A 24,877-nucleotide genomic window follows, 5' to 3' on the forward strand; every position below is an offset into this window, starting at 1 on the left:
CGGCGCCGCGCGTGATCGAGGAGTATCGCCCGCCGGCCAGGAATCGACGATGAAGGCGGGGCGTTCAGGGCCATCCGGCGATGCGACGGATCGTTCCGCAGGCGACATCGAGCTCGGGAGAAGGGCCGATCACGCGCGGGCGCCGGTCGAGCATGCAATCCAGGCCGAGGCCGAGCAGGCGAGCGTGGGCCTCGCGCAAGGCGGCGCCGTCGGCCGGCTCGATCAGGCCGGCATCCTCCGCGCACTCGATCAGTGCGGCCGTGGACCGGGGGACGAGCAGCGCCGGGTGGGCATGGGCGCCCTGCAGGACCCAGGCCTGCACCCGGAACTCGAGGTCAACCAGGCCGCCCGGGCCCTGCTTGAGATCGAAGCGCGACGCGTCGCTCCGGTCGAGCTCGCCGCGCATGCGTTGGCGCATGGCGGCCACCTCGTCCATCAACCGCTCGGGCTCGCGTGCACGGGCCAGGGTGTCCTGGCGCACCGACTCGAAGGCGTCGACCATGGACGCATCGCCCGCCACCATGCGCGCGCGCACCAGGGCCTGGTGCTCCCAGGTCCAGGCCCGCTCGCGCTGGTACTCCGCGTAGCTCGCGAGCGAGGACACCAGCAGGCCCTTGCCACCGTCGGGACGCAGGCGCACGTCGACCTGGTAGAGCCGCCCGCCCCCGGTGGTCGTGCCGAGCAGGTTGACGACCTTCTGGGCCAGGCGCGCGGCCCAGCGCTGGGCGTCCAGCGGGCGCGACCCGCTGGACTGGGCGCCTGCCGGGGCGTCATGGAGGAAGACCAGGTCGAGATCGGAGCCGAACCCCAGCTCTTCCCCGCCCAGGCTTCCATAACCGACGACAGCGAAGCGCGCCCCCGGCACCGGGCCGTGGCCCTGTTCCAGATCGCGCCGCGCGAGCGTCAGCACGGTATCGACCACCGCATCGGCCAGCCAGGCCAGCGCGCGTGCGGCCTGCCGCGGTTCGACCCGGCGGTCGAGCCGGGCCAGTGCGATGCGGAAACTCAGTTGCTGGCGCACCTCGTTGAGCAGGAACAGGCCGGCCTCGAGGTCGGGCTGGCGCAATGCGCGCGCGCAGGCGGCGCCCATCGCGGCGCGATCGGGCAGCGGCCCCTCGACGCGGCTGTCGAGCAGTTCGTCGAGCAGCAGCGGGTGCGCGGCGAGACGCTCGGCGAGAAAGGCGCTGCGGGTGACCAGGTCCACCAGCCGGGCCAGCGCAGCCGGCGCCTCGTCGAGCAGGGCCAGGTAGCTGGCGCGGCGAAGGAGCGTGTGGAGGATGGCGAGCAGGCGGCGCACCGCCTGCACGGGACGATCGGCCGGAGCGCTGGCCTGCAGCAGCACCGGCATCAGCCGGTCGAGGCGGGCCCGGGCCGTGTCCGACAGGTCGCGCACGCTGGGCGAGCGTGCGAAATCGCGCAGGGCCGCGTCGACCTCCACCGCGTCGCCGAACCCTGCGGCGGCCAGCACGTCGGGGGTCCCCCCGTCCGGCAGCGCGCACCACCATGCGGCGAGGTCGGTCTGCGCACCCACCGCGTGTGTCTGCGCCCGTCCGGCGAGCAGGGCCTCGAATTCCCGCCCGACCCGACCGCGGTGGAGGCGGAGTTCGGCATGCAGGGCCTCCCAGTCCGCAAACCCGAGCCCCCGCGCCAGACGCACGCGTTCCAGCCGGTCGTTGGGCAGCACGTGGGTCTGGGCATCGCGCAGCATCTGCAGCCGGTTCTCCACCCGACGCAGGAACAGATACCCGGCCCGCAGGGCCGCGAGCGCGTCGTCCGTGACCTGGCCGGCGCGATGCAGCGCCTCGAGCGCCGGCAGCAGACGTCGCTCCCGCAGCGCGGGCTCGCGGCCGCCGCGGATCAGCTGCAATGCCTGGGCGAGGAATTCGACATCGCGGATGCCGCCTTCGCCACGCTTGATGTCCTCGGACAGTTCCTTGCGCGCGACATCCGCGGTGATCATCGCCTTCATCGTGCGCAGGCCGTCGAGCGCGCCGAAATCGAGGTAGCGGCGGTAGACGAACGGACGCAGCAGCGCCAGGAAGCGGTCGCCCGCCTCGCGGTCGCCGGCCACCGGGCGCGCTTTCTGCCAGGCGTAGCGTTCCCAGTCGCGTCCTTCGCGCTGGAAGTACAGTTCCATCGCCGCGAAACTCAATGCGATGCGCCCCGCGTTGCCGAATGGACGCAGCCGCAGATCGACACGGTGGCAGAAACCGTCGCCCGTGGTTTCGTCGAGCAGGCGCGCCAGGTGCTGGCCGAGCCGGGTGAAGTAGGCTTCGGCCGCGAGCGGACGCGCACCGTCGCTCTCGCCGGCGGATTCGAAGCCGTAGACTAGGTCGATGTCGGAGCTGAAATTCAGCTCACCGCCGCCGAGCTTGCCGAGCCCGAAGACCACCAGACGCACGGGACGTCCGTCGGCGTCGCGCACGTGGCCATGGCGCCCGGCGAACTCGGCCTCGAGCGCGTCGAGTGCGCACTGCAGACAGACCTCGGCCAGCCGTGTGCTTCCGGCCAGTGTGGCTTCGACGGTGTCGAGCCCATGCACGTCGCGCCAGACCAGCCGCGCCGATTCCGCGCGCCGGTAGCGCCGCAGCTGCGCGGGCCACTCTGCGCGTTGCGCGGGCGCCAGATCCGGACGCGGTCGCGGACAGGCGCCATCCGTATCGAGGAGAGCGTCCAGCACCTCGGGCTGACGCTGGAACACCTCAAGGGCGAAATCGCTGACCAGCGCGACGGGCATGATCCGCGCAAGCGCGTCGGCGTCGCCGAAACGGGGCGGGAGACGTTCGACCAGACGGCCGAGGTGCGCTTGGAGATCGGCGGGCAACGGAGCGTCCATGCCGGCGATCATGACATCCACGCCCGGCCGGCCGGCCCTGTCCCGTCCGGCGTGCGGGCAAAAAAAAGCCCGCTCCCGGCGAACCGGTTACGGGCTTGCTCCCTCCCCCACGTCGGGTGCAGGGCGAGTGTGAAAGAACCGTTGACCGTGTGCACGCTGCAGTGCAAAACGATACCCGTGGGTACACAAACCGTGGCTCACTGCGGCCGTGGCCGCCGACCGTGGTCGCGCAGGATCTCGCGCGCGGCGTTGCGGCCCGGCAAGCCGGTGACGCCGCCACCGGGATGGCTCCCCGATCCGCACAGGTAGAGGCCTGCCAGCGCGCCGCGGTAGGCGCCTTGGCCGAGCAGCGGGCGTGCGCTGAACAGCTGGTCGAGACCGAGGCTGCCGTGGAAGATGTCGCCGCCCACGAGGCCGAACCGCTGTTCCAGGTCGCGCGGACCCAAGGCCTCGTAGCCCAGCACACTGCGCGCGAAGTTCGGTGCACAGGCATCCACCGTATCGATCATCAGTCGCGCGACCGTGTCACGGTGCGCGTCCCAGCCGCCGCCGTCCTCGGGCATGACCGGATTGACGTGCTGGCAGAACAGGCTGGCCACGTGCTGCCCCCGCGGCGCGAGGCTGTCGTCGAGCGTGGACGAGATCACCAGCTCGACGATCGGCGCACGCGCCCAACCCGGATTGTGCTCGCGCGATCTGGCGTCGAAGTACGCCCGCTCGAAATAGCCGAGCGAGTGACCGACGAGGATTCCGCTCTGATGGTGCGGCTGCAGCGTGGTGCCGGGCGCGGCGGTGAAGTCCGGCAACTCCGACAGCGCCACATTCATGCGGAAGGTGCCCGACCCGCAGCGGTAGCGGTCGATGCGCGCGACGGTGTCGGCATCGAGTGCGCCGCGCGGCACCAGCCGCTGGTACAGCAGCTTCGGATTGAGGTTGGAGACCACCGCCCCGGCATGCAGCATGCGCCCGTCGTCCAGCGCGACGCCGACCGCGCGACCGTTCTCGACCAGTACCTGGTCCACGGTGGCATCGGTTTCGATCACCACGCCACGCGCCCGGCACTCGGCCGCGATCGCCTCGCTGATCGCGCCCATGCCGCCGATCGCGTGGCCCCAGACGCCGGACTTGCCGTTGACCTCGCCGAAGACGTGGTGCAGCAGCACGTAGGCCGAGCCCGGCGCGTACGGACTGGCGAAATTGCCGACCACCGAATCCCAGCCGAGCGCGGCCTTCAGCGGCGCGGACTCGAACCAGTCGTCGAGCAGCTCGCCGGCCGACTTCGTGAACAGGTCCAGCAGGTCTCGGCGCCCGCGCAGATCGAGATGCCGCAACTGCCGCGCGACCGCCCAGGAGTTCAGCCAGTCCGCAGCCACGAAGCCCGCGCCGACATTCGGCGGCGTGCGCATGGTGAGCACGCGCAGCACGGCGACCACGCGCTCGAGCATCGCGTAGTAGTCGGGCAGGCGGGCGGCATCGCGCGCGGACCAGCGCGCGATGTCCGCACTGCCGGCGTCGCCACCCAGGCGGAAGGCGCGTCCGTCCGGCAGCGGAAGGAAATTGGAGAACGGGCGTTCGACGATGCGCAGGCCGTGCCGCACCAGTTGCAGATCGCGGATGACCTGCGGATTCAACAGGCTGACGGTGTAGCTGGCGACCGAGTTGCGGAATCCCGGATGGAAGACCTCGGTGACCGCGGCGCCTCCCACCAGCGCGCGCCGTTCGAGCACGCGCACCGACAGGCCCGCACCTGCGAGGTATGCCGCGCACACCAAGCCGTTGTGGCCGCCGCCGATGACCAGGATGTCGCAGTCGGCGCGGCGGCGGCTCATGCGCGGGGCAGCATGGCGACGACGCGATCCGCGAGCGCCGCGGCCGCGTGCGGCCGCCCCAGCGCCGCGGCGGCGCGGGCCGCGTCGGGCAGCGCATGTGACGAGGACAGCACCTCGGCGAGCAGCGATGCGAGACGCGGCGCGGTGAACTCCGGCTCCGGGATGCACCAGCCCACGCCCGCGGCCGCGAGCGCCTCGGCATTGCGCCGTTGCTCGTCGCGCGAGCCGCCGTGGGGAATCGGCACGAACATCGCCGGGCGCCCGACCGCGAGCAAATCGGCTGCGGTCGTCGCCCCGGCGCGCGTGATCACCAGATGGGCCTCGCGCAGTCGTTCGCCCATGTCGTCGAAGAACGGACGCACGGTGGCCCGGATACCGGCCCCGGACAAGGTAGCGACGATGGCGTCGGCGCCCTCGCCGCGGTACTGCAGCGCGACGTGCAGGCGCCGGCGGACGGCCTCGGGCAGCTGCAGCAACGCCGGCGGCACGACCTCGCCGAAGACGCGCGCGCTCTGGCTGCCGCCGACCACCAGCAGCCGCAGCGGCGCGGCCCCGTCGAGCATCGGATAGGCGCCGCGTGCCTGCAGGATGGCCGCGCGCACCGGATTGCCGGTGTCGACGATGCGCGCACTGTCGAAGCCGTCGAGCCCGGCCGTCGCCGGAAACGATGTCGCCACGCCGTCGGCGAAGCGCAACAGCTTGCGGTTGGCCAGGCTCAGGCGCGCGCCCTGCTCGTGCAGCAGCAACGGCAGCCCGAGGCTTCTGGCGGCCAGCGCGGGCGCGAAACTCGGATAGCCGCCGAACCCGACCAGTGCGCGGATCCGGCGGCGGCGCATGTCGGCCCGTGCCTGCCAGGTCGCGCGCAGGATCGTGAGTGCGGCCGCCGCCTTTCCGGCGAGTCCGCCCTCGAGCGAACGCGCGGGCAGCACGACATGGTCCAGACCGTCGAGCGCCTGCGCGAACGCCGCGCCGCGCCGCTCGGTGTAGAGCACGACCGGATGGCCGCGCCGCTGCAGCTCACGGGCCAGCGCTTCCGCCGGAAACAGATGCCCTCCGGTGCCGCCTGCGGCGCAGGCGATGGCAGGCAACGGAGCGGGGTGCAGATCGGGCATGGGCGATACCGGAGTCGGAACGGGCCTGCGCGCAGTCGCTGCGGCGGCGGCCGACGACTATAGCGTCGCCACCGGATGCGGCGTACCGGGCAGGTGCGGACATGGCCTGCCGGGCGATGCCGTGGCGAGCGGATCGAGCGCCGCCGGCCAGCGCGCGACCGCGCTACAGCGACCGGCTCATGAACCGGCTCCAGGGATCCTGGGCATAGCCGGCGAACGGCGCACAGTCCGAGAAGCCCTCACGCAGGTACAGGGCATGGGCCGCGGCGAATGCCGGGGCGCTGCCGGTTTCCAGGCTGAGCCGCGTCCAGCCGCGCCGGCGCGACTCGGCCATCGCGTGCGCCAGCAGGGCGGCCGCCACCCCCTGGCGCAGGGCGGCCGGCGCGGTGCGCATCGACTTCAGTTCGCCATGATCCCCGTCCAGTGCCTTCAGGCCCGCGCAGCCGAGTAGGGTGTCGCCGCGCCAAGCGGTCCAGAACGTCATTCCCGGCGCCGCCAGCCCGGCGAGATCCAGGGCATGGATGCTGCCAGGCGGCGAATGCAGCGCCATGTCGGCCAGATGCAGGCGGAGCAGATCGACCACGCGTGCATCGTCGAGGCCGCCCTCGCGGATCTCGATCGCCGAGGCCGTGCACCCGCCCGCCTGCAACCACGCCAGCTTGCGTGCCCGAGGCTGCCGCTTGAGCTGCCATTCGGCGCGCGATGCGCTGGCGCGGTCCGGATACGCGTGGCTTGCGAGGATGCGCAGGGGCGGATTGCCACGGGTGTACTTCGCGCCCCGCCCGGCCGCGTGGGCGGCGAAGCGCGCATCCAGATCCGGGGTGATGCCGGCATACCAGCTGCCGTTGCGACATTCGAGCAGATACAGGTGCCAGCGGCGCGTCGGGTCCATCGCGCGATCATCGGATGCCGGTTCCGCCGTGGTCAATGCGGCGGCGCGGACGCGTCCGCCGGCTTGGTGCAGAACGCATGCGGCAGGTGCGCATGCGTGCACCAGGGGGCGGACACATGCCGGCAGACACCCACGTAGACTGCGCGGCCACGCACGTCGCCCTGCCTCACCGCCATGTCCGCCACACCGTCACCGCCATTGTCCGAAACCTGGGATGTCGTCGTCTTGGGCGCAGGCGCCGCCGGGCTGATGACGGCCCTTGCGGCCGGACGACGCGGACGCCGGGTGCTGGTGGTGGACCATGCCAACAAGGTGGGCAAGAAGATCCTGATGTCCGGGGGCGGGCACTGCAATTTCACCAACACCGGCACCACGGCGGCCCAGTACCTGTCCGCCAATCCGCATTTCTGCAAATCGGCGCTCGCGCGCTATACACCGCAGGATTTCATCGACCTGGTCGATGCGCACGGCATCGCCTGGCACGAGAAGGAGCTGGGGCAGCTGTTCTGCGACGGCGCCTCCAGGCAGATCGTGCGCCTGCTGCTGGACGAAGCCGACGGTGTCGGTGCGCAGGTCCGCGCCCACTGCAGCGTGCAGATGCCGCGCCGTGTGGACGGCGGGTTCCGCCTCGATACGACGTTGGGCACGCTGGAGTGCGCGTCGCTGGTCGTGGCCACGGGCGGCCTGTCGATTCCGAGCATGGGGGCCAGCGGATTCGGCTACGAGATCGCACGCAGTTTCGGCCATGCCCTGGTGCCGACACGCGCGGGCCTGGTGCCGCTGACGCTGAGCGGCAAGCATCAGGAGCGCCTGGCGGACCTGTCGGGCGTGGCCCTCGACGTGGAGGCCGGCTGCAACGGGGCGAGCTTCCGCAACCGTATGCTGATCACCCATCGCGGCCTCAGCGGGCCCGCCATCCTGCAGATCTCCTCGTACTGGCAGCCCGGCGACGATCTGCGTCTCGACCTGCTGCCGGGTCGGGACGCGGCCGCCTGGCTGAAGGCGCAGCAGGTCGAGCGGCCCGGCACCGAACTGAAGAACGTGCTCGCCGAAGTGATGCCGCGACGGTTCGCGCAGCGCCTGTGCGAGGTGTGGCTGCCGAACCGGCCGATGCGTCAGTTCTCGCCGGCGCACCTGCAGGACACCGCCGCGTTGCTTCAGGCCTGGCCCCTGGTCGCCAGCGGCACCGAAGGCTACCGGACCGCGGAAGTGACCCTGGGCGGCGTCGATACCCGCGAGGTCTCCTCGCGCACGCTGGAATCGCAGCGCACGCCCGGGCTGTACTTCGTCGGCGAGGTGCTCGACGTCACCGGCTGGCTGGGCGGCTACAACTTCCAGTGGGCATGGGCGTCCGGCGTGGCAGCGGGCGCGGCGGCCTGAGCGTGGCGGTGGCCGCGGGGGCGCACCGGCACCTTCATTCCGGTGGCAACAGGGCGGGACGACCCTCGTACCATTCGCGCGCGCCGGGCAGATGCCAGGTGCGCTCGCCGTCGACGAGTTCCATCCCGACCCCGAGCACACCCCAGCGCGCATAGAGGTCGCCGTCGGGCGTACCGTCGGCGATCCGCATCCGGGCGCGGAGATCGATGCGGTCGTTGCTCGCCTCGACGCGATCGAACACCAGCTCGTTGTCGCGCACGCGCAGCCGGCCCGTCGCCTGCACTTCGCCCGAATCCACCAGCCGCCCGATCCATCGCGGAAACGCGCTGCGGTCCGCGAACAGTCCGAGCACGACGCTGACGTCGCGCATGTCCACGCGCCCGCGTCCGCTCACCTCGAAGGGTTCCCCCCAGGCCAGCGTGCCGTCGTCCAGGGCGACGCGGGCCCACCACGGTGGCGCGTCGGCCGAGCCGCCCTCCAGGCGCACGCCGTCGAGTTCGACCTGGAGCGAATCCACCGTGTAGTGCCGGCCTACCCGCTCCATCCGCGTGAGACGGCTGTCGAGCACCACATCACCCGAGAGCCGCGACGGGCCGAGCGCGAACCGCACGCCCTGCCCGCGCACCCGGATCCGCCCGGCGATCATCTCGCCGGCATTGTCGAGCCGCAGGTCACCACCGGCCACGCCGCGGCCGCCGACCAGCCGGGCGCTGTCGCCCGGCAGATAGCGGTTGTAGCGGGCGAGGTCCGGTACTTCGGCGTCCTCGAAGCGCAGCCGCGCATCGAGCGTCCTGTGGAAATCGGCGATCGGGCCGGTGGATTCGAGATCGAGGCGCAGATCACGGCCCTGCAGCTCGGTCCGCGCCGGCGCGCGCTCGGGCGCCAGTGCGAAGCGCTCCATGACGATGGCGATCCGTGTCCGCAGGATCTCGTCGCCTGAGTCGTCGGCCACCCGCAGCTGCGCATGCGCCTTGCCCTGGAACAGATTGTCGAGCACCCGCGCGCGCAGCCGGGTATCGCGCAGGTCCATGCGGCTGCCGGCCGCGAGCTGTCCCCGGTGCAGTTGCAGATCGGCTTCCACGTCGGCCCGGCCGTCGACCGAGAGCCAGTCCACGTCGTCGAGCAGCACGTCGATCCAGCGCAGCGGCACGTCCGCCCAGTGCGCGGCGACGGTCCCCGACAGCGCGCGCACCGGGCGCAGCCAGTCATCGGGACCGATCCGACGGTCGAGGATCCGGAGATCAGCATGCAGTCGCGGCGGACGGCCCGCGCCCTCGGGAATGCGCGCGGCGACGAGGATGCGATCGTCGGCCGTGCGCAAGGCCACCCCCAGCGGATGGCGCACGTCCTCGCCCGCCGCGGTGCGCGACAGGACCGGGGCCGACCAGTCGAGTCGGCTGCCCGGCATCAGGACCCCGCGATGCAGAGTCAGATCGGCGCGCAGATGACCCGAGTCGACCGCGGTGTCGATCGGCAGCGCATCCCCGTGGCGCGCGACGAGATCGAGGCCCGGCGCCGGGCCGTCGACGCGCATATGCGCGTCCAGCAGCACCAGCTTGTCCTCGCCCTCGGCCTGCTCGCGGATGTGCGCGGGAATCGACAGCTCGAAGTCCAGCCTGCCACCACGCAACAGTTCGACGGTGCCCACCCGCAGGGTCGCGTCGGGCATGGACAGAGTGGACCGTCCCACTTCCATCGGGCCGCCCTCGAGTTCCTTCTCGAAGGCGAAGCGGGCCTTGCCCCGGCCACTGACGTGGGCATCGAAAAAGTCCAGGCGCAGCAGGCTGGGCGTGGTGATCGCGTCGAATCGGAACGTCCACGGCGCGCGCCCGCGGCGGACCGTGGACGGAAGATCGGTCGCACTGCGCCTCACCGCCACCGACACGTCACGCGCGCGGATCGTACCGAAGGCGACCTCGCGCCCCAGCAGCGGCAGCAGCTTGATCCGGCCCTGCGCGACGGGACTCGCGACCGCCCAGCGGGTCGTGCGCGCATGGCCGCCCATGACCACGCCGCGTGCATGGATGTGACCGGGATAGAGGCTGGCCGCCCAGTCCCAGCGCGCGTGGTAGCGCTCGGGCTTGCGGTTGACGACCGCGTCGCCCCAGCTCGAATTGAGGAAGACGTTGGCGGCGACCAGATACAGCGCGTACACCGCGACGAGGGCCGCACCCGCGATCCGCAGGTCGCGACGACGAGAGCGCCACCGTGCGATCGGGGAGGTCGGCATGCCCCCAGTCTGGACTGGGCGGGGTGACGGGCCCTTGATCGCGTGCGGCTCAGGCCCGGGTCAAGACCATCGGATAGACCAGTCGCTCGTCCTCGAGCCCCTCGCCGAACGCCCCACCCGCGCTGTGCCACATCCATGGCCTGAGCAGGACGAGGCGGTTGAAGCGCATCGGCACGCGCATCGTCAGCTCCCACTTCGAAGGATCGTTGCCATCGCGCGCGATCGGTTCATCCTGCACGGCGTCATAGCTCGGCAGTCCCATCGCCTGCAGCTCGCGCGCATCCAGAGGCGCGCGTTCCGTGCCGGTCGGCAGGTGCCTGAAGAACTCGGTGCCGCCGCGACAATCTTCGGGACGACCGAGGTAGAGAATGCCGGACCACTCGACCGGCCCATCGATGTGGACACGGCCGCGGCCGATGTCGCCGGCACGTGATGCGGAACTTGCCATGCGAATGCAGCGGTTCGATCGGCCGCAGTTGTTCGCCGACGAATTGCGAGATCGCGGACATGAGACCGGCGGATGCAGGCGCTCCTGCGAATTCCGCCCGGGACACGCGCCCTGGAGATCCGGACAGGTCAGTCCCAGGCCGGCGTTGCGGAGCGACCAAGCGTCCTGCGTCGAAAGGAAATCGTCGACCACGATCAAGGAAGTGGGCATCGGCGCAGCCTAGCGTCGCACCGGCCGGCGCCCGAGAACGCGCGCGGCATCGGGAGTCACTCGTGCGGGGCAAGCCATCTGCGCCGGATCGACGACCACGAGCGTCGAGCATCCTCTCGCTGGCGGAGCAGATCAACCGGGCAACGGCAGGCCCAACGAAAAACCCCGCCTCGCGGCGGGGTTTTCGTGCAACGGTGCAGCGGATGGCGCTGGATCAGAAATCCATGCCGCCCATGCCGCCCATGCCGCCGCCGCCCGGCATCGCCGGCTCTTCCTTCTTCGGCAGCTCGGCGACCATCGCTTCGGTCGTGATCATCAGACCGGCGATCGAAGCCGCGTTCTGCAGTGCCGAACGGGTGACCTTGGTCGGGTCCAGGATGCCGAACTCGATCATGTCGCCGTATTCGCCGGTCGCGGCGTTGTAGCCGTAGTTGCCGCTGCCGTCCTTGACCTTGTTGAGCACGACGCTCGGCTCTTCACCGCAGTTGGTGACGATCTCGCGCAGCGGGGCTTCCATCGCGCGCAGGGCGATGACGATGCCGTGGTTCTGGTCTTCGTTCGCGCCCTTGAGCTCGCCGATCGCCTGCAGCGCGCGCACCAGCGCCACGCCGCCGCCCGGGACCACGCCTTCTTCCACCGCCGCACGCGTGGCGTGCAGGGCGTCTTCGACGCGGGCCTTCTTCTCCTTCATCTCGATCTCGGTCGAGGCACCGACCTTGATCACCGCGACGCCACCGGCCAGCTTGGCCACGCGCTCCTGCAGCTTCTCGCGGTCGTAGTCCGAGGAGGTCTCCTCGATCTGCGCCTTGATCTGCTTGATGCGCGCCTCGATGCCACCGGTCTCGCCGGCGCCGTCGATGATCGTGGTGTTCTCCTTCGAGACCTGCACCTTCTTGGCGCGGCCGAGGTCGGCGATGGTCGCCTTCTCGAGCGTCAGGCCGACTTCCTCGGAGATCACGGTGCCACCGGTCAGGGTGGCCATGTCTTCGAGCATCGCCTTGCGACGGTCACCGAAGCCCGGGGCCTTGACGGCGCAGACTTTGACGATGCCGCGGATGGTGTTGACGACGAGCGTCGCCAGGGCTTCGCCCTCGACTTCCTCGGCGACGATCAGCAGCGGCTTGCCGGCCTTGGCCACGCCTTCGAGCACGGGCAGCAGGTCACGGACGTTCGAGATCTTCTTGTCGTGCAGCAGGATGAACGGATCGTCCAGCTCGGCCGACATCGACTGCTGGTTGTTGACGAAGTACGGCGACAGGTAGCCGCGGTCGAACTGCATGCCCTCGACGACGTCGAGTTCGTTGTCCAGGCCCGAGCCTTCCTCGACGGTGATCACGCCTTCCTTGCCGACCTTCTTCATCGCGTCGGCGATGATCGTGCCGATCGACTCGTCCGAGTTGGCCGAGATCGTGCCGACCTGCGCAATCGCCTTGTCGTCGGCCGTCGGCTTGGACAGGGTCTTGAGCTCGGCGACGGCGGCCTTGACGGCCTGGTCGATACCGCGCTTAAGGTCCATCGGGTTCATGCCGGCCGCGACAGCCTTGGAACCTTCGCGGATCAGCGCCTGCGCCAGCACGGTCGCGGTGGTGGTGCCGTCACCGGCGTTGTCGGAGGTCTTGGAGGCGACTTCCTTCACCATCTGCGCGCCCATGTTCTCGAACTTGTCGGCCAGTTCGATCTCCTTGGCGACGGACACGCCGTCCTTGGTGATCGTCGGCGCGCCGAAGCTCTTTTCGAGCACGACGTTGCGGCCCTTCGGGCCCAGGGTCGCCTTGACGGCATTGGCGAGAATGTTCACGCCGCGGACCATCTTGGAGCGCGCGTCTTCGCCGAAGCGGATTTCTTTAGCAGCCATTGAAGGACTCCGTAATTCTCAATTAGTGATTCGCGGTGACCGGACAGGCGTCCGTCCACAACCGAAAAAAAGCGAGGGCAGCGACAACCCGGCGGGACGGGCGCGTCGGCGTGAGCCGATACGGATCCCGACCGCGCGCTGCCGCGCTTCGATCAACCGACGATCGCGAGGATGTCGTCTTCCTTCACGATCTTGTATTCGATGCCGTCCGCCTTGTAGGCGCTGCCCGAGTACTGGCCGTAGATGACGATGTCGCCGACCTTGACCTTCGGCGCGCGGACGCTGCCGTTGTCCAGCGCCTTGCCCTCGCCGACGGCGATCACTTCGCCCTTGGTCGGCTTTTCCTTGGCGTTGTCCGGGATCAGGATGCCGCCCGCGGTCTTCTCTTCCGCTTCGACGGGCTTGACCACGACGCGATCGTACAGCGGCTTCAGATTGCTCATTTCAACCCACTCCAAGTGATTGATTGTGAAGAAAACGTGCGCCGAGTCTACCACCGGTTCTGGCACTCGCACGGCTGGAGTGCCAGAACCGGAGACGCACGCACCCCGGAACACCGGGACGGGCGGGATGTGGGCGCCCCCTGTGGCGTTTACAAGGGGGCGATCGAAAATTTTCCGGGGCGTGCCGCGCCGCTGGATCGGCTAGCGGAAGCGCAGCGCCGCCACGAGCATGGTTTCGCCGTCGTTGGGCTGCTTGATGCTCGCGTTGGACACGTGGCGCACCAGAAGCGTCAGACGCTGCCAGCGCCAGCCCACACTGCTGACGAATTGCGGGTTGCCCGACAGCGCGTCGGTGCGACCCGCCTGGACGCCGACACCGAAGCCGGCGACGAGACCGTTGTCGCGCTCATACCGGGCCCCGGCATGCACCACACCGGCATCGTCGGACAGGTCGAAGCGGGTGTTGTCGCGCCCGCGCACGTAGATCGCGCCGAGTTCCCAACGCAGCACACCGTGTCCGGTGCGTCGCCATTCGGGCAACCACGCGCCCGTCGCGACCAGGGTCGTCTCGTTCTCACGCGTCGCCGATGCGCCCGCCCCGAACTCCACCGGCGCGGACTGGGCACACGCGGCGCCCGTCCCGGACAGCAGGCTCATGGCGAGGACGATGGACGCTGGGCGCATGCGGGGACTACCTGGGCGATGAGGGCGGCGGATAATATACCGCCGGGTTCAGTAAATGACCGTCCTTGTTGCGGGATGGAGCATCCCTGGCCGGCAGCGCAGCCTGCGGATCGACGCGTGGACGGTCCGTGCATGGCGCAGGCCCAGCCGGTACCGTAGGCCGATGTCCGTCATCGTCTGTCTTGCCACTTGCCCCGACAACGCCACGGCCATCCGGCTGGGGGAGGTTCTGGTCGAGCAGCGGCTGGCCGCCTGCGTCAACATCGTGCCCGGCGTCAGATCGGTCTACCGCTGGGAAGGCCGGGTGACCGTCGACGATGAAGTCGTGCTGATCATCAAGACCACCGCGGCGCGGCTCGACGCGCTCACCGAGCAGGTCCGGCAACTGCACCCCTACGCGGTGCCGGCCCTGGTCGCGTTGCCGATCGCCGGGGGGCTGCCCGAGTATCTGCAGTGGATCGAGGCGGGCACGGCACCCGGAACGCACGACGCATTCGCTGAACCGTGATTCCGCGTCGGGCCGCGAGGTCCTGCGATACTGGCGCGATGCATCCGTGCTCCTTTCCGCTCTCCGCCCGGCCTGCCCTCCGGCGCGGCCGACTGCTCGGCCTGCTGGCACTGCTCGCGTGGATGGTTCTGCCGGTCCATGCGAGCGGCATCGATGATGTCCTACCGGTCGACGAGGCGCTGGCCGTATCGGCCACGGCAGTCACGCGCGAGCGCATCGAGGTCCGCTGGGCCATCGCCGACGGTTACTACCTGTATCGCCACCGCACCGCCGTCCAGGTGGCCGACGGGTTCAGGAGCAACCCGCTGCAGCTGCCCGCGGGTACGGCGTACACCGACGAATTCTTCGGTGAGGTCGAAACTTACCGTGGCCGCCTGACCGCGGTGGTGACCGGCACGGCCGCGAGCGGCGTCGACGCCGTGACGCTGGTGGTGAAGTACCAGGGCTGCGCGGACGTCGGCGTCTGTTACCCGCCGCAGAGCCGCACCCTCCGCGTGACGCTGCCGCAGGAACGCGGCCCGCCGCGCACCGCCGACAGTGGCTTCGCCGCCCTCGGCCGGACACTCGGCAGCGGCGCGGGACGCCTGCCCGATCTGGCCGGTGGCCGGGACCCGTTGCCGGCCGATCGTGCCTTCGGCTTCGAGGCGATCGCCGCGACCGACGGCGACACGGTGCTGATGCGCTTCACCCCTGCGCCCGGCTATTACCTCTATCGCGACCGCAGCACGTTCGCCCTCGAAGGCGCGCCGGGCGTCCAGGCCGGGCGCCCGGCCTGGCCTGCAGGCACCGCGCACCACGACGAGCACTTCGGGGCAGTGACCGTGTACTTCGAGCCGGTGGATGTCCGCCTGCCGCTGGTTCGCACACAGGCCGGTGCTTCGACGGCCACGCTGGTCGCGACGTTTCAGGGCTGCCAGACGGATGGCATCTGCTATCCCCCGATCACGCGGCGGGTGACCGTGGCGCTTCCCGCCGGCCGCGTGCAGAGCGCCGCCGCCGCCCTCGCTGCAGCCGGACCGCCGGCCGATCTCGCGGGCGAGGCCACGCCTGCGCCGGACGGCGGGCCGACGTCGCTCGCATCCGACGCCGGCCCCGGCGCCGGTGCCGGTGCCGACTCCACGGACACGTCTCGGGTGGCACGCGACGACAACGACGTGCGTACGTCCGCGCCTCCTGCGCCCGCGCGTGGCGCCGGGCTGGGCGTGGCGGGCGCCCTGGTGCTCGCGCTGCTCGGGGGCCTGGTGCTGAACCTGATGCCCTGCGTCCTGCCGATCCTGTCACTGAAGGTCCTGGGCCTGGCGCGCAGCGGCGGCGACCGCCGGCAGGCCCGGCGTCACGCCCTGTGGTACACGGCCGGCGTGCTGGTCGCCTTCGCCGCGGTCGGGCTGCTGGTGATCGCGCTGCGCGCCACGGGTCAGGCCTTGGGCTGGGGTTTCCAGCTGCAGCAACCGGGGTTCGTCGCGGCCCTGGTGTATCTGATGTTCGTGGTCGGTCTCAGCCTGTCCGGCGTGTTCACGCTCGGTGGCGGCGGCGGCCTGGGACAGGCGCTCGCCTCGCGCAGCGGGCCGGTCGGCGACTTCTTCACCGGCGTGCTCGCCTGCGTGGTCGCCAGCCCCTGCATCGCGCCCTTCATGGGCGGCGCCCTGGCGTTCGCATTCGCGGCCCCTGCGTGGCTGGCCCTGGCGGTGTTCCTGACGCTGGGCCTGGGCCTGGCACTGCCGTTCCTGTTGATCGGGTTGGTCCCGGCGCTCGCCGACCGACTGCCGAGGCCCGGCGCCTGGATGGAGACGCTGAAGCAGGTCCTGGCCTTTCCGATGTACCTCACGGCGCTGTGGCTGGCGTGGTTGTTCGGGCGGCAGCTCGGCGTCGACGCGATGGCCCTGCTGCTGGGCGGGCTGGTGCTGTGCGCGCTGGGTCTGTGGTGGTTCGAGCGGGCGCGCTGGACCCGGGGCCCCGTGGCGCGCGTCGCGGCCCTGCTGCTGGTGGCGGCGTCCCTGGTGCCTGCCATCCATGCGGCGCGCCAGGCACCGGAGGTCGCGGCGCACATCGCCACGACGGAAGGCGACATCGTTCCCTACAGCGCGGAACGGCTGGCGGCCCTGCGCGCAGAGGGCACGCCGGTCTTCGTCAACATGACCGCCGACTGGTGCGTGACCTGCAAGGCCAACGAGCGCCGGGTGCTGTCGCAACCGGCGTTCCGCGAGGCGCTCGTCGCGGCCGGCGCCACCTATATGGTCGGCGACTGGACCCATGTGGATCCGGCGATCGGTGCGTTTCTCGACGCGCACGGCGCGGTCGGCGTGCCGCTGTACGTGGTCTACCCCCGCGGCAGCGGGCCGGGTGAGGTGCTGCCCGCACTTCTGAGCGATGCCGTCGTGCGCGACGCGCTCGCACGCGGGGCCACCGGTCCATGAGTCGGCGGGTCGGACCGCTCGCGGTCGTGGGCGTGGCGGTGGTCGCCGGCGGTCTCGGCGTGCTCGCCAGCCTGTTCGTGGCGGGACCCGGTCCGCTGCTCGGCACCGAGGCCGGCCAGCGCCTGTACAACGGGGCCCTCACCGCCTCCGCCCCGGCTGCGCCCGAGGGTGTGGCCATGGCCCGGCGCGGCGACCGGATCGACCCGTTCGAGGTCATGCGCCTCGACGGCAGTCAGATCCGCCTTCCCGAGGCCTACGCCGGGCGCAGCGTGCTGGTGAACCTGTGGGCCAGCTGGTGCGGGCCCTGCATCGAAGAGATGCCGGAGCTCGACCGGTTCGCGCGCGAACAAGGCGACACGGGCGTCCAGGTGCTGGGCATCGCCCTGGATGATCCCGAGGCCGTCCAGGCATTCCTGGCCCGGATCCCGGTGGACTACACGATTGCGGTGGACGCGCCCGGCCCGGCCGATGCGGGGGTACGTCTCGGCAATCCGCGCGGAGTGCTGCCGTACACCGTGCTCGTCGATGCCGACGGGATCGTGCGCAAGCAGCGCATCGGTCCGTTCGCACACGGGGAAACGGCGGCGTGGGCCCGGTTCTGAACACCCGAACTCAAACGCCCGTTTAAAATCGTCGAACGTCTGCGAACTGGACAGCATCGGGGACATCCCGCAGACTTCGCGCAGTTTCCGCCACCGGTGCGCAATGGCGTCGATCCTCGTCCTGCACGGCCCCAACCTCAACCTGCTCGGCACCCGCGAGCCGGAGGTTTACGGTCGCACGACGCTGGCCCAGATCGATGCCGATCTGTGCGCCACGGCGCGCGACGCCGGGCACGTCCTGGTCAGCCTCCAGGCCAACGCCGAGCACGTGCTCGTCGATCGCATCCAGGCGGCACGGGACGACGGCACCGCGCTGATCCTGATCAACCCGGCCGCCTTCACCCACACCTCGGTGGCGATCCGCGATGCGCTCGCGGCCGTCGCCGTGCCGTTCATCGAAGTCCACCTGTCCAACCCGCATCGTCGCGAACCGTTCCGCCACACCAGTTACGTTAGCGACCTCGCCATCGGCGTGGTCTGCGGTTTCGGCGCGGACAGCTACCGCCTGGCGCTCGACGCCGCGCTCGGCCATCTGCGCCACGCCCTTCCTTCCCGATGACCGCGCGCCCGCGCGGTCCACGCACCACGAGAGGCCCTGCATGGACCTGAGAAAGATCAAGAAGCTCATCGACCTGCTCGAAGAGTCCAACCTGACCGAGATCGAGATCAAGGAAGGCGAGGAGTCCGTGCGGCTGTCGCGGACCGCATCCGCCAACGGCGCACCGTTGACCTACGCCCCCGCGCCGACGCTCGTGCCGCGTGCCGCCGAGCCGGTGATGCCGATGTCCTCACCGGTCGATGCCGCGACGGGTGGCGCACCCAAGGCCGACGACCTTCCCGCCGGGCAGGTCACCAAGTCGCCGATGGTCGGCACGTTCTACGCCTCGGCGGCGCCGGACAAGCCTGCCTTCGTCAGCGTCGGCCAGTCGGTCAAGGCGGGCGACACGCTGGGCATCATCGAGGCGATGAAGATGTTCAATCCGATCGAGGCGGAGACCAGCGGCACGGTGGTCGCGATCCTGTGCGAGAACGGCCAGCCGGTCGAATTCGACCAGCCGCTGTTCGTGATCGGCTGAGGCGGCCGCGATGCTGGAGAAAGTCGTCATCGCCAATCGCGGTGAGATCGCGCTGCGCATCCTGCGCGCGTGTCACACCCTCGGCATCCGCACGGTCGCGGTGCATTCCACCGTCGACCGCAACCTCAAGCACGTGGCCATGGCCGACGAATCGGTCTGCATCGGCCCACCGCCCTCGGGGCAGAGCTACCTCGACATGCCGGCGATCATCGCCGCCGCCGAGGTCACCGACGCCCAGGCGATCCATCCCGGCTACGGCTTCCTCAGCGAGAACGCCGATTTCGCCGAGCGCGTCGAGCAGTCGGGCTTCATCTTCATCGGCCCCAGAGCCGAGACCATCCGCCTGATGGGCGACAAGGTCGAGGCGATCCGCGCGATGAAGGAGGCCGGTGTGCCCTGCGTGCCCGGCTCCGGCGGTCCGCTCGACGACGACCCCGCAACCAACGTCAAGATCGCCCGGGAGATCGGCTACCCGGTCATCGTCAAGGCGGCCGGCGGCGGCGGCGGACGCGGCATGCGCGTGGTCCACACCGAGGCCGCGCTGGTCAACGCGATCGCGACGACCAAGCAGGAAGCCAAGGCCGCGTTCGGCAACGATATGGTCTACATGGAGAAGTTCCTCGAGAACCCGCGCCATGTGGAGATCCAGGTGCTGGCCGACGGCCAGGGCAACGCCATCCACCTGGGCGAGCGGGACTGCTCGATGCAGCGCCGCCACCAGAAGGTGGTCGAGGAAGCGCCGGCCCCGGGCATCACGCCCGAGGCGCGCGCGGCGATCGGCAAGGTCTGCGTGGATGCCTGCATCCGCATCGGCTATCGCGGCGCGGGCACGTTCGAGTTCCTGTACGAAGACGGCCGCTTCTACTTCATCGAAATGAACACCCGCATCCAGGTCGAACATCCGGTGACCGAGATGGTCACGGGCATCGATCTGGTGCGCGAGCAGCTGATGATCGCCTCTGGCCACACGCTCTCGATCCGGCAGGAAGACGTGGTGCTGACCGGCCACGCGATCGAGTGCCGCATCAATGCCGAGGATCCGGACACCTTCATGCCCTCGCCCGGCACGATCCGCCACTTCCATGCGCCGGGCGGGCCGGGCGTGCGCGTCGACACGCACGTCTACGAAGGCTATGCGGTGCCGCCGAACTACGACTCGATGATCGGCAAACTGATCGTGCACGGCGCCGACCGCGAACAGGCGATCTGCCGCATGCGCGTGGCGCTGTCGGAGATGGTCGTCGACGGCATCAGGACCAATATCCCGCTGCAGCAGCGGATCATGCGCGACCAGGGCTTCCATGGCGGTGGACAGAACATCCACTACCTGGAAAAGCGCCTCGCCGAACGCAAGAACAAGACGCTGGCGATCGGCTGAGCACGCTGGCGGGGCAATGACGGGGCCGACGCCGCCGGCCCCGTCGCCGCGTGCCGGCCAGGACGCGGCGTGATCGCGGATATACGACGCAAGCAGGTCTTGGCGACGCGTCGGACTGCGCGGCCAGCCCGGTCAGCGCCCGGCGATGCGCAAGCTCAGTCGTCCCGGTCCGGCAACATGCGACGCAGGGCCGCATCCAGGCGGATGGGCCGCCCCCAGCGATCGTAGCTTTCGACCAGGCCGCGCTTGACCCGACGCAGCGCGTCCTCGCGGCGATCGGCATCGATGCGCTCGATCACTGCGCTCCACCCACCGGCGCGATCGCGTCGCCATTCCCCGGCCACTTCGCGGCAGGTACGCCCCATCGCCTGCGCGGTGGCGCAGGCGATGTACACATCGGACGCCTGCCAGGCCGGATCCGCCAGCAGCGCCTCCGCCAGCGCGCGTGGCGCGCCCTGGTAACGCACCAGCTCATCGACGAACGCGTGTCTGTAGCGCCCGGCATACCGGTCGAGATCGTCGACCCAGACGTCGAGCCAGGGGTCGCCTGTTCGCGACAGGTCCACATCGTCCAGCTCGGCCGAGGACACCGTCGCAGCGGACGCCTGGCCGCCCTGCGCCCATGCCGGCATCGACAGGACAGCCAGCACGATAACCAGGAAGGCACGCAGGACGATCACGGAACATTCCTCACATTGGACGGGCGATGCGCCTGCCGGAAGCGCGACGAAGGGTCGACCATAGCCGACCCGTTCCCGTCGGCACAGCGCCCGGCCGCTATCCGCCTGCAGCCCTTCGGCGCGCCGGGTCGCAGCTGCAGCAGACCGCAGTGCTGCTCGCTGGATGCGGGATCACACCCGCCATCACCGGCAGCCGGGGCGCGGACAGCACCATCCGCGACATCACGGCGCTCACGACGACCGGCATCGGGCAACACCCCAAGACGCGATCAACGCGTGGCGATCACGAGACTGTCGGGCCGGCCGCCCTGCTGCCACCAGGCGCCGGTCGCGGTCACCCGCAACTGCACCGCACCTTTCCGCATCGAGCGATGCGCGCCGGCATCCTCTCCGTCGGCGACATATGCCCCCACCACGTCACGCGGGTCGACCACACCGCTGAAACTCGCCGCCCCCGATGCGATGCGCACAGCAGCGTCCTGTGACTTCACGCTGATACGGACCGGGAGACTGCGACCGTCCGCACATTGCACCAGCCCCGGTCCGTGCGCAGCCCGATACTGGGTCGACCAGCCGTTGGCCGCGAATGTCAGTTCGCAGGTGGTCGGTTCGCCCGCATGGAGCGGGCCGACCAAGGCGGTGAGTACGGCCGCGCACCCGACGGCAGTCCTGCCGCGCAGCCTGGCGAGAGGGGAACGACGACGACCTGGGGCGGACCATGAGCGCATCAGCGCACGCTAGCAGAAACCCTGCCGACCCGCCGTTCCACGTCTCGTACGGACGTGGAACGGCCGGCCCGTGTCAACGCCGGTTGCGGCGATCCTGACGGGGATCGTAGTACTGCACCGTGCAGCGGCCCCGGCTGTCGCACTTCGTCTGGCGATGCCGGTTGTCGTTGCGATACCCATAGGCGCGGGCATGCGGCGGGGGACCCGGACGGTAGTTGTTGTGGTGACGCGGAACCGAGCGGTAGTACACCGGGCGGCCGTAGCGGTCGTAGGAGACCTGCAGGCGGTCGTCGTAGCCGCCGTGGCGGTAGTAGGGCGTACTGCCGCGCATCATGACGTCGGCGACATCGACGATCACGCGCACCAGATCGTCGTTGGCCTGCGCAGGCGCAGGCAGCATCGCGGCAGTGCCGAGGCCGGTCGCCAGTACGGCCGGCCACATCCAGCGGGTCAGCATCTTGGTGGGTGTCATCGCGTTCTCCATCGGTGGTGCGGCCACCCCGTCGGTGACCCTTGGATCCACCATCGATCAGCGCGAATGAATCGGCATGCAATTTCGAGCGTGCACAGGCCACGAACAGTGCCATGTAAAGACCCCATTCAAACTGGAAACGATTTCCATGCGCTGCAACCGGTTTCGCGTAGGGACGATGCCTAGGAAGCGAGCGCCCGGGTTGCGAGTGCCAGCACAGCCGCCGGGAGCGCGTCCGGGGATCGGGCTTCGTCCATCCGCTCGCGTCCCGACTCGATCACGGCTTGCGTCTCGTGTGCCCAGGTCGTGCGGTAAGGCATGTGGACGCCCCATCCGCCGAGTGCGAGCACAGGTGCGATATCCGAGCGCAGCGAATTGCCGACCATCAGGAACTGGTCCGCTCGCGCGTCGAATTCGGCGAGCACGCGCGCGTAGGTCGGTGCGTCCTTCTCGCTGACGATCTCGATGCGCCGGAACAGATCCGACAGTCCCGAGTCACGCACCTTGGCTTCCTGGTGGAACAGGTCGCCCTTGGTGATCAGAACCACCTCGAAGCGCGCCGCGATTGCTTCCACCGCATCGCGGATACCGGGAAGCAACTCGACAGGATGGCGCAGGAGCGTCTTGGCCATCTCGACGATGCGATGCAGTTCGCCGGCCGTGATCCGCCCTCCGGTGATCTGCGTGGCGGATTCGATCATCGACAGGGCCATGCCCTTGACCCCGTAGCCGAACACCGCGATGTTCGCCGACTCGACCGCATACAGGGCATCCGCCACACCCGCGTTCCCGAGGTCGACATACCGCCCGACGATCGCCTCGAACTCGCGCTGCGCCTCGTCGAAGTAGTCCTGGCTGCGCCAGAGGGTGTCGTCGGCGTCGAACCCGACCAGTTGGATGCCTTGGCTCATCCGTGGATTCTAGTCCCGCACCCGTCGGCGCGCGTGTCTCGCGCCGGTCAGCGTGCGGCGCGCCGGGCGGACCCTGGTGTACGAAGGGAGGCCGATCGTGCCGAACCGGTGTACGACGGTGAGGACATCGGCGCATATGGAAACGGCCCGCCGAAGCGGGCCGTTGTTCACTCGATTACAGGCGCGACACACAGGGTCGCCCCGGCGCTGGACGAGGTGTGCTCAGTTCTCCGCAGCGCCGGCACCGGCGGCCTGCCGGTTCACGTAGTCGCGGTACTCGTCGGGCGTCACGAAGCCGTCGCCATCGGCGTCCACTTCCGAGAACACCTGCGCCAGGCCTTCGAGCGACGCGGCCTCACTCTGGCTCAGGCGACCGTCGCCGTCCGTATCCAGGTCTGCCCAGGTCACCTGACCCGACTGCGCCTGCGGCGCATCGGCAGTGGCGTCCTGCGCATAGTCCTGGGTGGTCGCGGTCGGGTCCTGCGTCGTCGGCGGTGCGGTCTGGCCAGACATCGCGTCCTGCGCGAAGGCCATCGGCATGGCCATGGCCAGGCCCAGGGCAAGAGTGGCGATCATCGGCTTGCGGACATTCTTCATGGTGTGTCTCCGTGTTGGATATTGGACGCGCGGAGGGTGTTTCATCCTCGTCGTGGATACCGCACGGGTCCCACCTTGCCGCGCCGGAAATGAACTTTCCTTGCGCTGCGCCGCCCGCGCTTACAGAGGTTTAACCACATGTCTTTCCGGTGGGGTTACCGCGATCGTTGAGCCGGCGTGAACGGACCGCGGAGAACACCGCTACGGCGCCGCCTGCAGTCCACGCGCGGCGGCGCGTCGAAGGGTGAGACGTTCGTCGACGCACGTGAACAGCAACGCAATCTTGACGAAACGCAGTGTGCAGACCGCGCGCGGATCCGCCCGCGTCGCCATGCGACACTCGGCGATTCCGCTTCGATACTGGAGATTCCCATGGGTCTGCGTCCTCTCACCTTCACCGCACTCGCGTCATCGCTGCTGATGCTCACAGCCTGTAACGGCAGCGCCGCCAACGGGGCTGCGCCCGCAGCGGCCACGCCGGCGACGGATCAGGCGCCGCTCGCAGCAGCAGCCGATGACGTCATCGCCGGTGTCCCGTTCGCGAGCACGGCGGTCGCCACTTTCAACGAACCCTGGGCACTGGCCTTTCTGCCTGACGGCAGCCTGCTGGTGACGGAAAAGTCCGGCGTACTCAAGCACGTGACCCTGCCTGCCGGCGAGGCGCGGGAGATTTCGGGCGTTCCGGCCGTCGGCTACGGCGGTCAGGGCGGGCTGGGCGACGTGGTGCCGCATCCGCAGTTCGCGCAGAACGGCCTGGTCTACCTCAGCTACGCGGAAGACGGCGACGGCGGCCGCGGCGCGGCGGTGGCGCGCGGGCGGCTGGACACGCAGTCCGGTGCACTGCAGGACATGGAAGTGATCTGGCGCCAGGTGCCGAAGGTCAGCGGCAACGGCCATTACGCGCACCGCATCGCGTTCGGTCCCGACGGCATGCTGTGGATCTCGTCCGGTGACCGTCAGAAGTTCGACCCGGCGCAGGACATGGGCTCGAACATGGGCAAGCTCGTCCGGCTCAACGACGACGGCAGCGTGCCGGCCGACAACCCGTTCGTCGACCAGGGCGAGGTCGCCTCGCAGGTCTGGGCGCTGGGCCTGCGCAATCCGCTGGGCATCGCGTTCGACGGCAACGGCCAGCTGTGGGAGATCGAGATGGGCCCGGCTGGGGGCGACGAGTTCAATCTGATCGAGCGCGGCGGCAACTACGGCTATCCCATCGTCTCCAACGGCGACCACTACGACGGCAGGCCGATTCCCGATCACGATACCCGGCCGGAGTTCATCAAGCCGCTGATCACCTGGACGCCGGTGATCTCGCCTTCGAGCCTGATCGTGTATTCCGGCACGCTGTTTCCGGAGTGGACCGGCAATGCGTTCGCGGGCGGACTGTCCGGCCAGACGCTGGTACGCATCGAACTCGATGGCGCCACGGCCCGCGAAGCGGAGCGTTTCGCCATGGGCGCACGCATCCGCGGCGTGCAGCAGGGTCCCGACGGCGCCCTGTGGGTGATCGAGGACGGCAAGGAGGGTCGCCTGATCCGGCTGGCACCTCGCGAAGGCTGAGCCTGCTCGCGTGTATCCGGGCCGCGGTGCGA

22 protein-coding genes and 1 pseudogene are annotated in these 24,877 nt (G+C 69.9%); 8 read left to right on the plus strand and 15 right to left on the minus strand.

Annotated features, from left to right (window positions below):
* Positions 1-64: 64 nt before the first annotated feature.
* From glnE to H0E82_RS16670, 5 genes and pseudogenes are all read right to left on the minus strand, one after another.
* The gene (gene glnE / locus H0E82_RS05020) at positions 65-2,836 is read right to left on the minus strand and encodes a bifunctional [glutamate--ammonia ligase]-adenylyl-L-tyrosine phosphorylase/[glutamate--ammonia-ligase] adenylyltransferase (RefSeq protein WP_180544363.1); all 2,772 of its coding nucleotides are present in this window, start codon (positions 2,834-2,836) and stop codon (positions 65-67) included.
* Between the two features lie 197 nt (positions 2,837-3,033).
* A complete protein-coding gene (locus tag H0E82_RS05025) occupies positions 3,034-4,665 on the minus strand; it encodes a phytoene desaturase family protein (protein ID WP_180544364.1) in 1,632 nt (543 codons plus the stop codon).
* Positions 4,662-5,777 (minus strand): UDP-N-acetylglucosamine--N-acetylmuramyl-(pentapeptide) pyrophosphoryl-undecaprenol N-acetylglucosamine transferase, encoded by a 1,116-nt coding sequence (locus H0E82_RS05030; protein ID WP_180544365.1) that lies wholly within the window; start codon positions 5,775-5,777, stop codon positions 4,662-4,664. Before H0E82_RS05030 ends, H0E82_RS05025 begins: the two co-directional genes overlap by 4 nt.
* Before the next feature lie 163 nt (positions 5,778-5,940).
* Positions 5,941-6,327 carry a GNAT family N-acetyltransferase gene (locus tag H0E82_RS16665; protein WP_219338425.1) on the minus strand — a complete coding sequence of 129 codons (387 nt, stop codon included), beginning with the start codon at positions 6,325-6,327 and terminating at the stop codon, positions 5,941-5,943.
* A 90-nt stretch (positions 6,328-6,417) separates the two neighbouring features.
* Positions 6,418-6,669 (minus strand): annotated as a pseudogene (locus H0E82_RS16670) (GIY-YIG nuclease family protein); the annotation flags it as partial.
* 198 nt (positions 6,670-6,867) lie between these two features.
* On the opposite strand from H0E82_RS16670, the gene H0E82_RS05040 reads away from it, so the two are divergent.
* Positions 6,868-8,049 carry a BaiN/RdsA family NAD(P)/FAD-dependent oxidoreductase gene (locus H0E82_RS05040; protein WP_180544367.1) on the plus strand — a complete coding sequence of 394 codons (1,182 nt, stop codon included), beginning with the start codon at positions 6,868-6,870 and terminating at the stop codon, positions 8,047-8,049.
* A 34-nt stretch (positions 8,050-8,083) separates the two neighbouring features.
* On the opposite strand, the gene H0E82_RS05045 is transcribed toward H0E82_RS05040, so the two are convergent.
* The 5 genes from H0E82_RS05045 to H0E82_RS05065 all read right to left on the minus strand — a co-directional run bounded on the left by H0E82_RS05045 (position 8,084) and on the right by H0E82_RS05065 (position 13,892).
* On the minus strand, positions 8,084-10,279 hold the full coding sequence (locus tag H0E82_RS05045; protein ID WP_180544368.1) for an AsmA family protein: 2,196 nt from the start codon (positions 10,277-10,279) through the stop codon (positions 8,084-8,086).
* Between the two features lie 49 nt (positions 10,280-10,328).
* Positions 10,329-10,727 carry a DUF6445 family protein gene (locus H0E82_RS05050; protein WP_235974184.1) on the minus strand — a complete coding sequence of 133 codons (399 nt, stop codon included), beginning with the start codon at positions 10,725-10,727 and terminating at the stop codon, positions 10,329-10,331.
* Positions 10,728-11,151: 424 nt separating this feature from the next.
* The gene (gene groL, locus H0E82_RS05055) at positions 11,152-12,792 is read right to left on the minus strand and encodes a chaperonin GroEL (protein ID WP_180544369.1); all 1,641 of its coding nucleotides are present in this window, start codon (positions 12,790-12,792) and stop codon (positions 11,152-11,154) included.
* Positions 12,793-12,944: 152 nt separating this feature from the next.
* The gene (gene groES, locus H0E82_RS05060; protein WP_180544370.1) at positions 12,945-13,235 is read right to left on the minus strand and encodes a co-chaperone GroES; all 291 of its coding nucleotides are present in this window, start codon (positions 13,233-13,235) and stop codon (positions 12,945-12,947) included.
* 201 nt (positions 13,236-13,436) lie between these two features.
* On the minus strand, positions 13,437-13,892 hold the full coding sequence (locus H0E82_RS05065; protein WP_219338422.1) for an acyloxyacyl hydrolase: 456 nt from the start codon (positions 13,890-13,892) through the stop codon (positions 13,437-13,439).
* A gap of 190 nt (positions 13,893-14,082) precedes the next feature.
* Here H0E82_RS05065 and cutA point away from each other — a divergent pair, with 190 nt between their 5' ends.
* From cutA to accC, 6 genes are all read left to right on the plus strand, one after another.
* Positions 14,083-14,427, plus strand: a complete 345-nt coding sequence (cutA, locus tag H0E82_RS05070) for a divalent-cation tolerance protein CutA (protein ID WP_180544372.1) — start codon at positions 14,083-14,085, stop codon at positions 14,425-14,427.
* Positions 14,428-14,465: 38 nt separating this feature from the next.
* Positions 14,466-16,841 (plus strand): protein-disulfide reductase DsbD family protein, encoded by a 2,376-nt coding sequence (locus H0E82_RS05075; protein WP_180544373.1) that lies wholly within the window; start codon positions 14,466-14,468, stop codon positions 16,839-16,841.
* Positions 16,838-17,443, plus strand: a complete 606-nt coding sequence (locus H0E82_RS05080) for a TlpA disulfide reductase family protein (protein WP_180544374.1) — start codon at positions 16,838-16,840, stop codon at positions 17,441-17,443. Before H0E82_RS05075 ends, H0E82_RS05080 begins: the two co-directional genes overlap by 4 nt.
* A 103-nt stretch (positions 17,444-17,546) precedes the next feature.
* Complete coding sequence (aroQ, locus tag H0E82_RS05085; RefSeq protein WP_180544375.1) at positions 17,547-18,002, plus strand: type II 3-dehydroquinate dehydratase; 456 nt, start codon at positions 17,547-17,549, stop codon at positions 18,000-18,002.
* Between the two features lie 40 nt (positions 18,003-18,042).
* A complete protein-coding gene (accB, locus tag H0E82_RS05090; RefSeq protein ID WP_180544376.1) occupies positions 18,043-18,519 on the plus strand; it encodes an acetyl-CoA carboxylase biotin carboxyl carrier protein in 477 nt (158 codons plus the stop codon).
* A 10-nt stretch (positions 18,520-18,529) separates the two neighbouring features.
* Complete coding sequence (accC, locus tag H0E82_RS05095; protein WP_180544377.1) at positions 18,530-19,897, plus strand: acetyl-CoA carboxylase biotin carboxylase subunit; 1,368 nt, start codon at positions 18,530-18,532, stop codon at positions 19,895-19,897.
* Between the two features lie 155 nt (positions 19,898-20,052).
* On the opposite strand, the gene H0E82_RS05100 is transcribed toward accC, so the two are convergent.
* The 5 genes from H0E82_RS05100 to H0E82_RS05120 form a co-directional block, all read right to left on the minus strand.
* Positions 20,053-20,577, minus strand: a complete 525-nt coding sequence (locus tag H0E82_RS05100; protein ID WP_180544378.1) for a hypothetical protein — start codon at positions 20,575-20,577, stop codon at positions 20,053-20,055.
* Between the two features lie 269 nt (positions 20,578-20,846).
* Positions 20,847-21,047: a hypothetical protein gene (locus H0E82_RS05105; protein ID WP_180544379.1), complete on the minus strand. Its 201-nt coding sequence runs from the start codon at positions 21,045-21,047 to the stop codon at positions 20,847-20,849.
* Between the two features lie 331 nt (positions 21,048-21,378).
* The gene (locus H0E82_RS05110) at positions 21,379-21,777 is read right to left on the minus strand and encodes a hypothetical protein (protein ID WP_180544380.1); all 399 of its coding nucleotides are present in this window, start codon (positions 21,775-21,777) and stop codon (positions 21,379-21,381) included.
* 182 nt (positions 21,778-21,959) lie between these two features.
* Positions 21,960-22,688, minus strand: coding sequence for an HAD family hydrolase (locus H0E82_RS05115; protein ID WP_180544381.1), 729 nt, complete (start codon positions 22,686-22,688; stop codon positions 21,960-21,962).
* 222 nt (positions 22,689-22,910) lie between these two features.
* On the minus strand, positions 22,911-23,285 hold the full coding sequence (locus H0E82_RS05120) for an EF-hand domain-containing protein (RefSeq protein WP_180544382.1): 375 nt from the start codon (positions 23,283-23,285) through the stop codon (positions 22,911-22,913).
* A 420-nt stretch (positions 23,286-23,705) separates the two neighbouring features.
* Here H0E82_RS05120 and H0E82_RS05125 point away from each other — a divergent pair, with 420 nt between their 5' ends.
* Complete coding sequence (locus H0E82_RS05125; protein ID WP_425600319.1) at positions 23,706-24,845, plus strand: PQQ-dependent sugar dehydrogenase; 1,140 nt, start codon at positions 23,706-23,708, stop codon at positions 24,843-24,845.
* Positions 24,846-24,877 lie beyond the last annotated feature (32 nt).

Origin of the sequence: Luteimonas deserti (assembly GCF_013425765.1) — a bacterium.
Taxonomy (GTDB): Bacteria; Pseudomonadota; Gammaproteobacteria; order Xanthomonadales; family Xanthomonadaceae; genus Luteimonas; species Luteimonas deserti.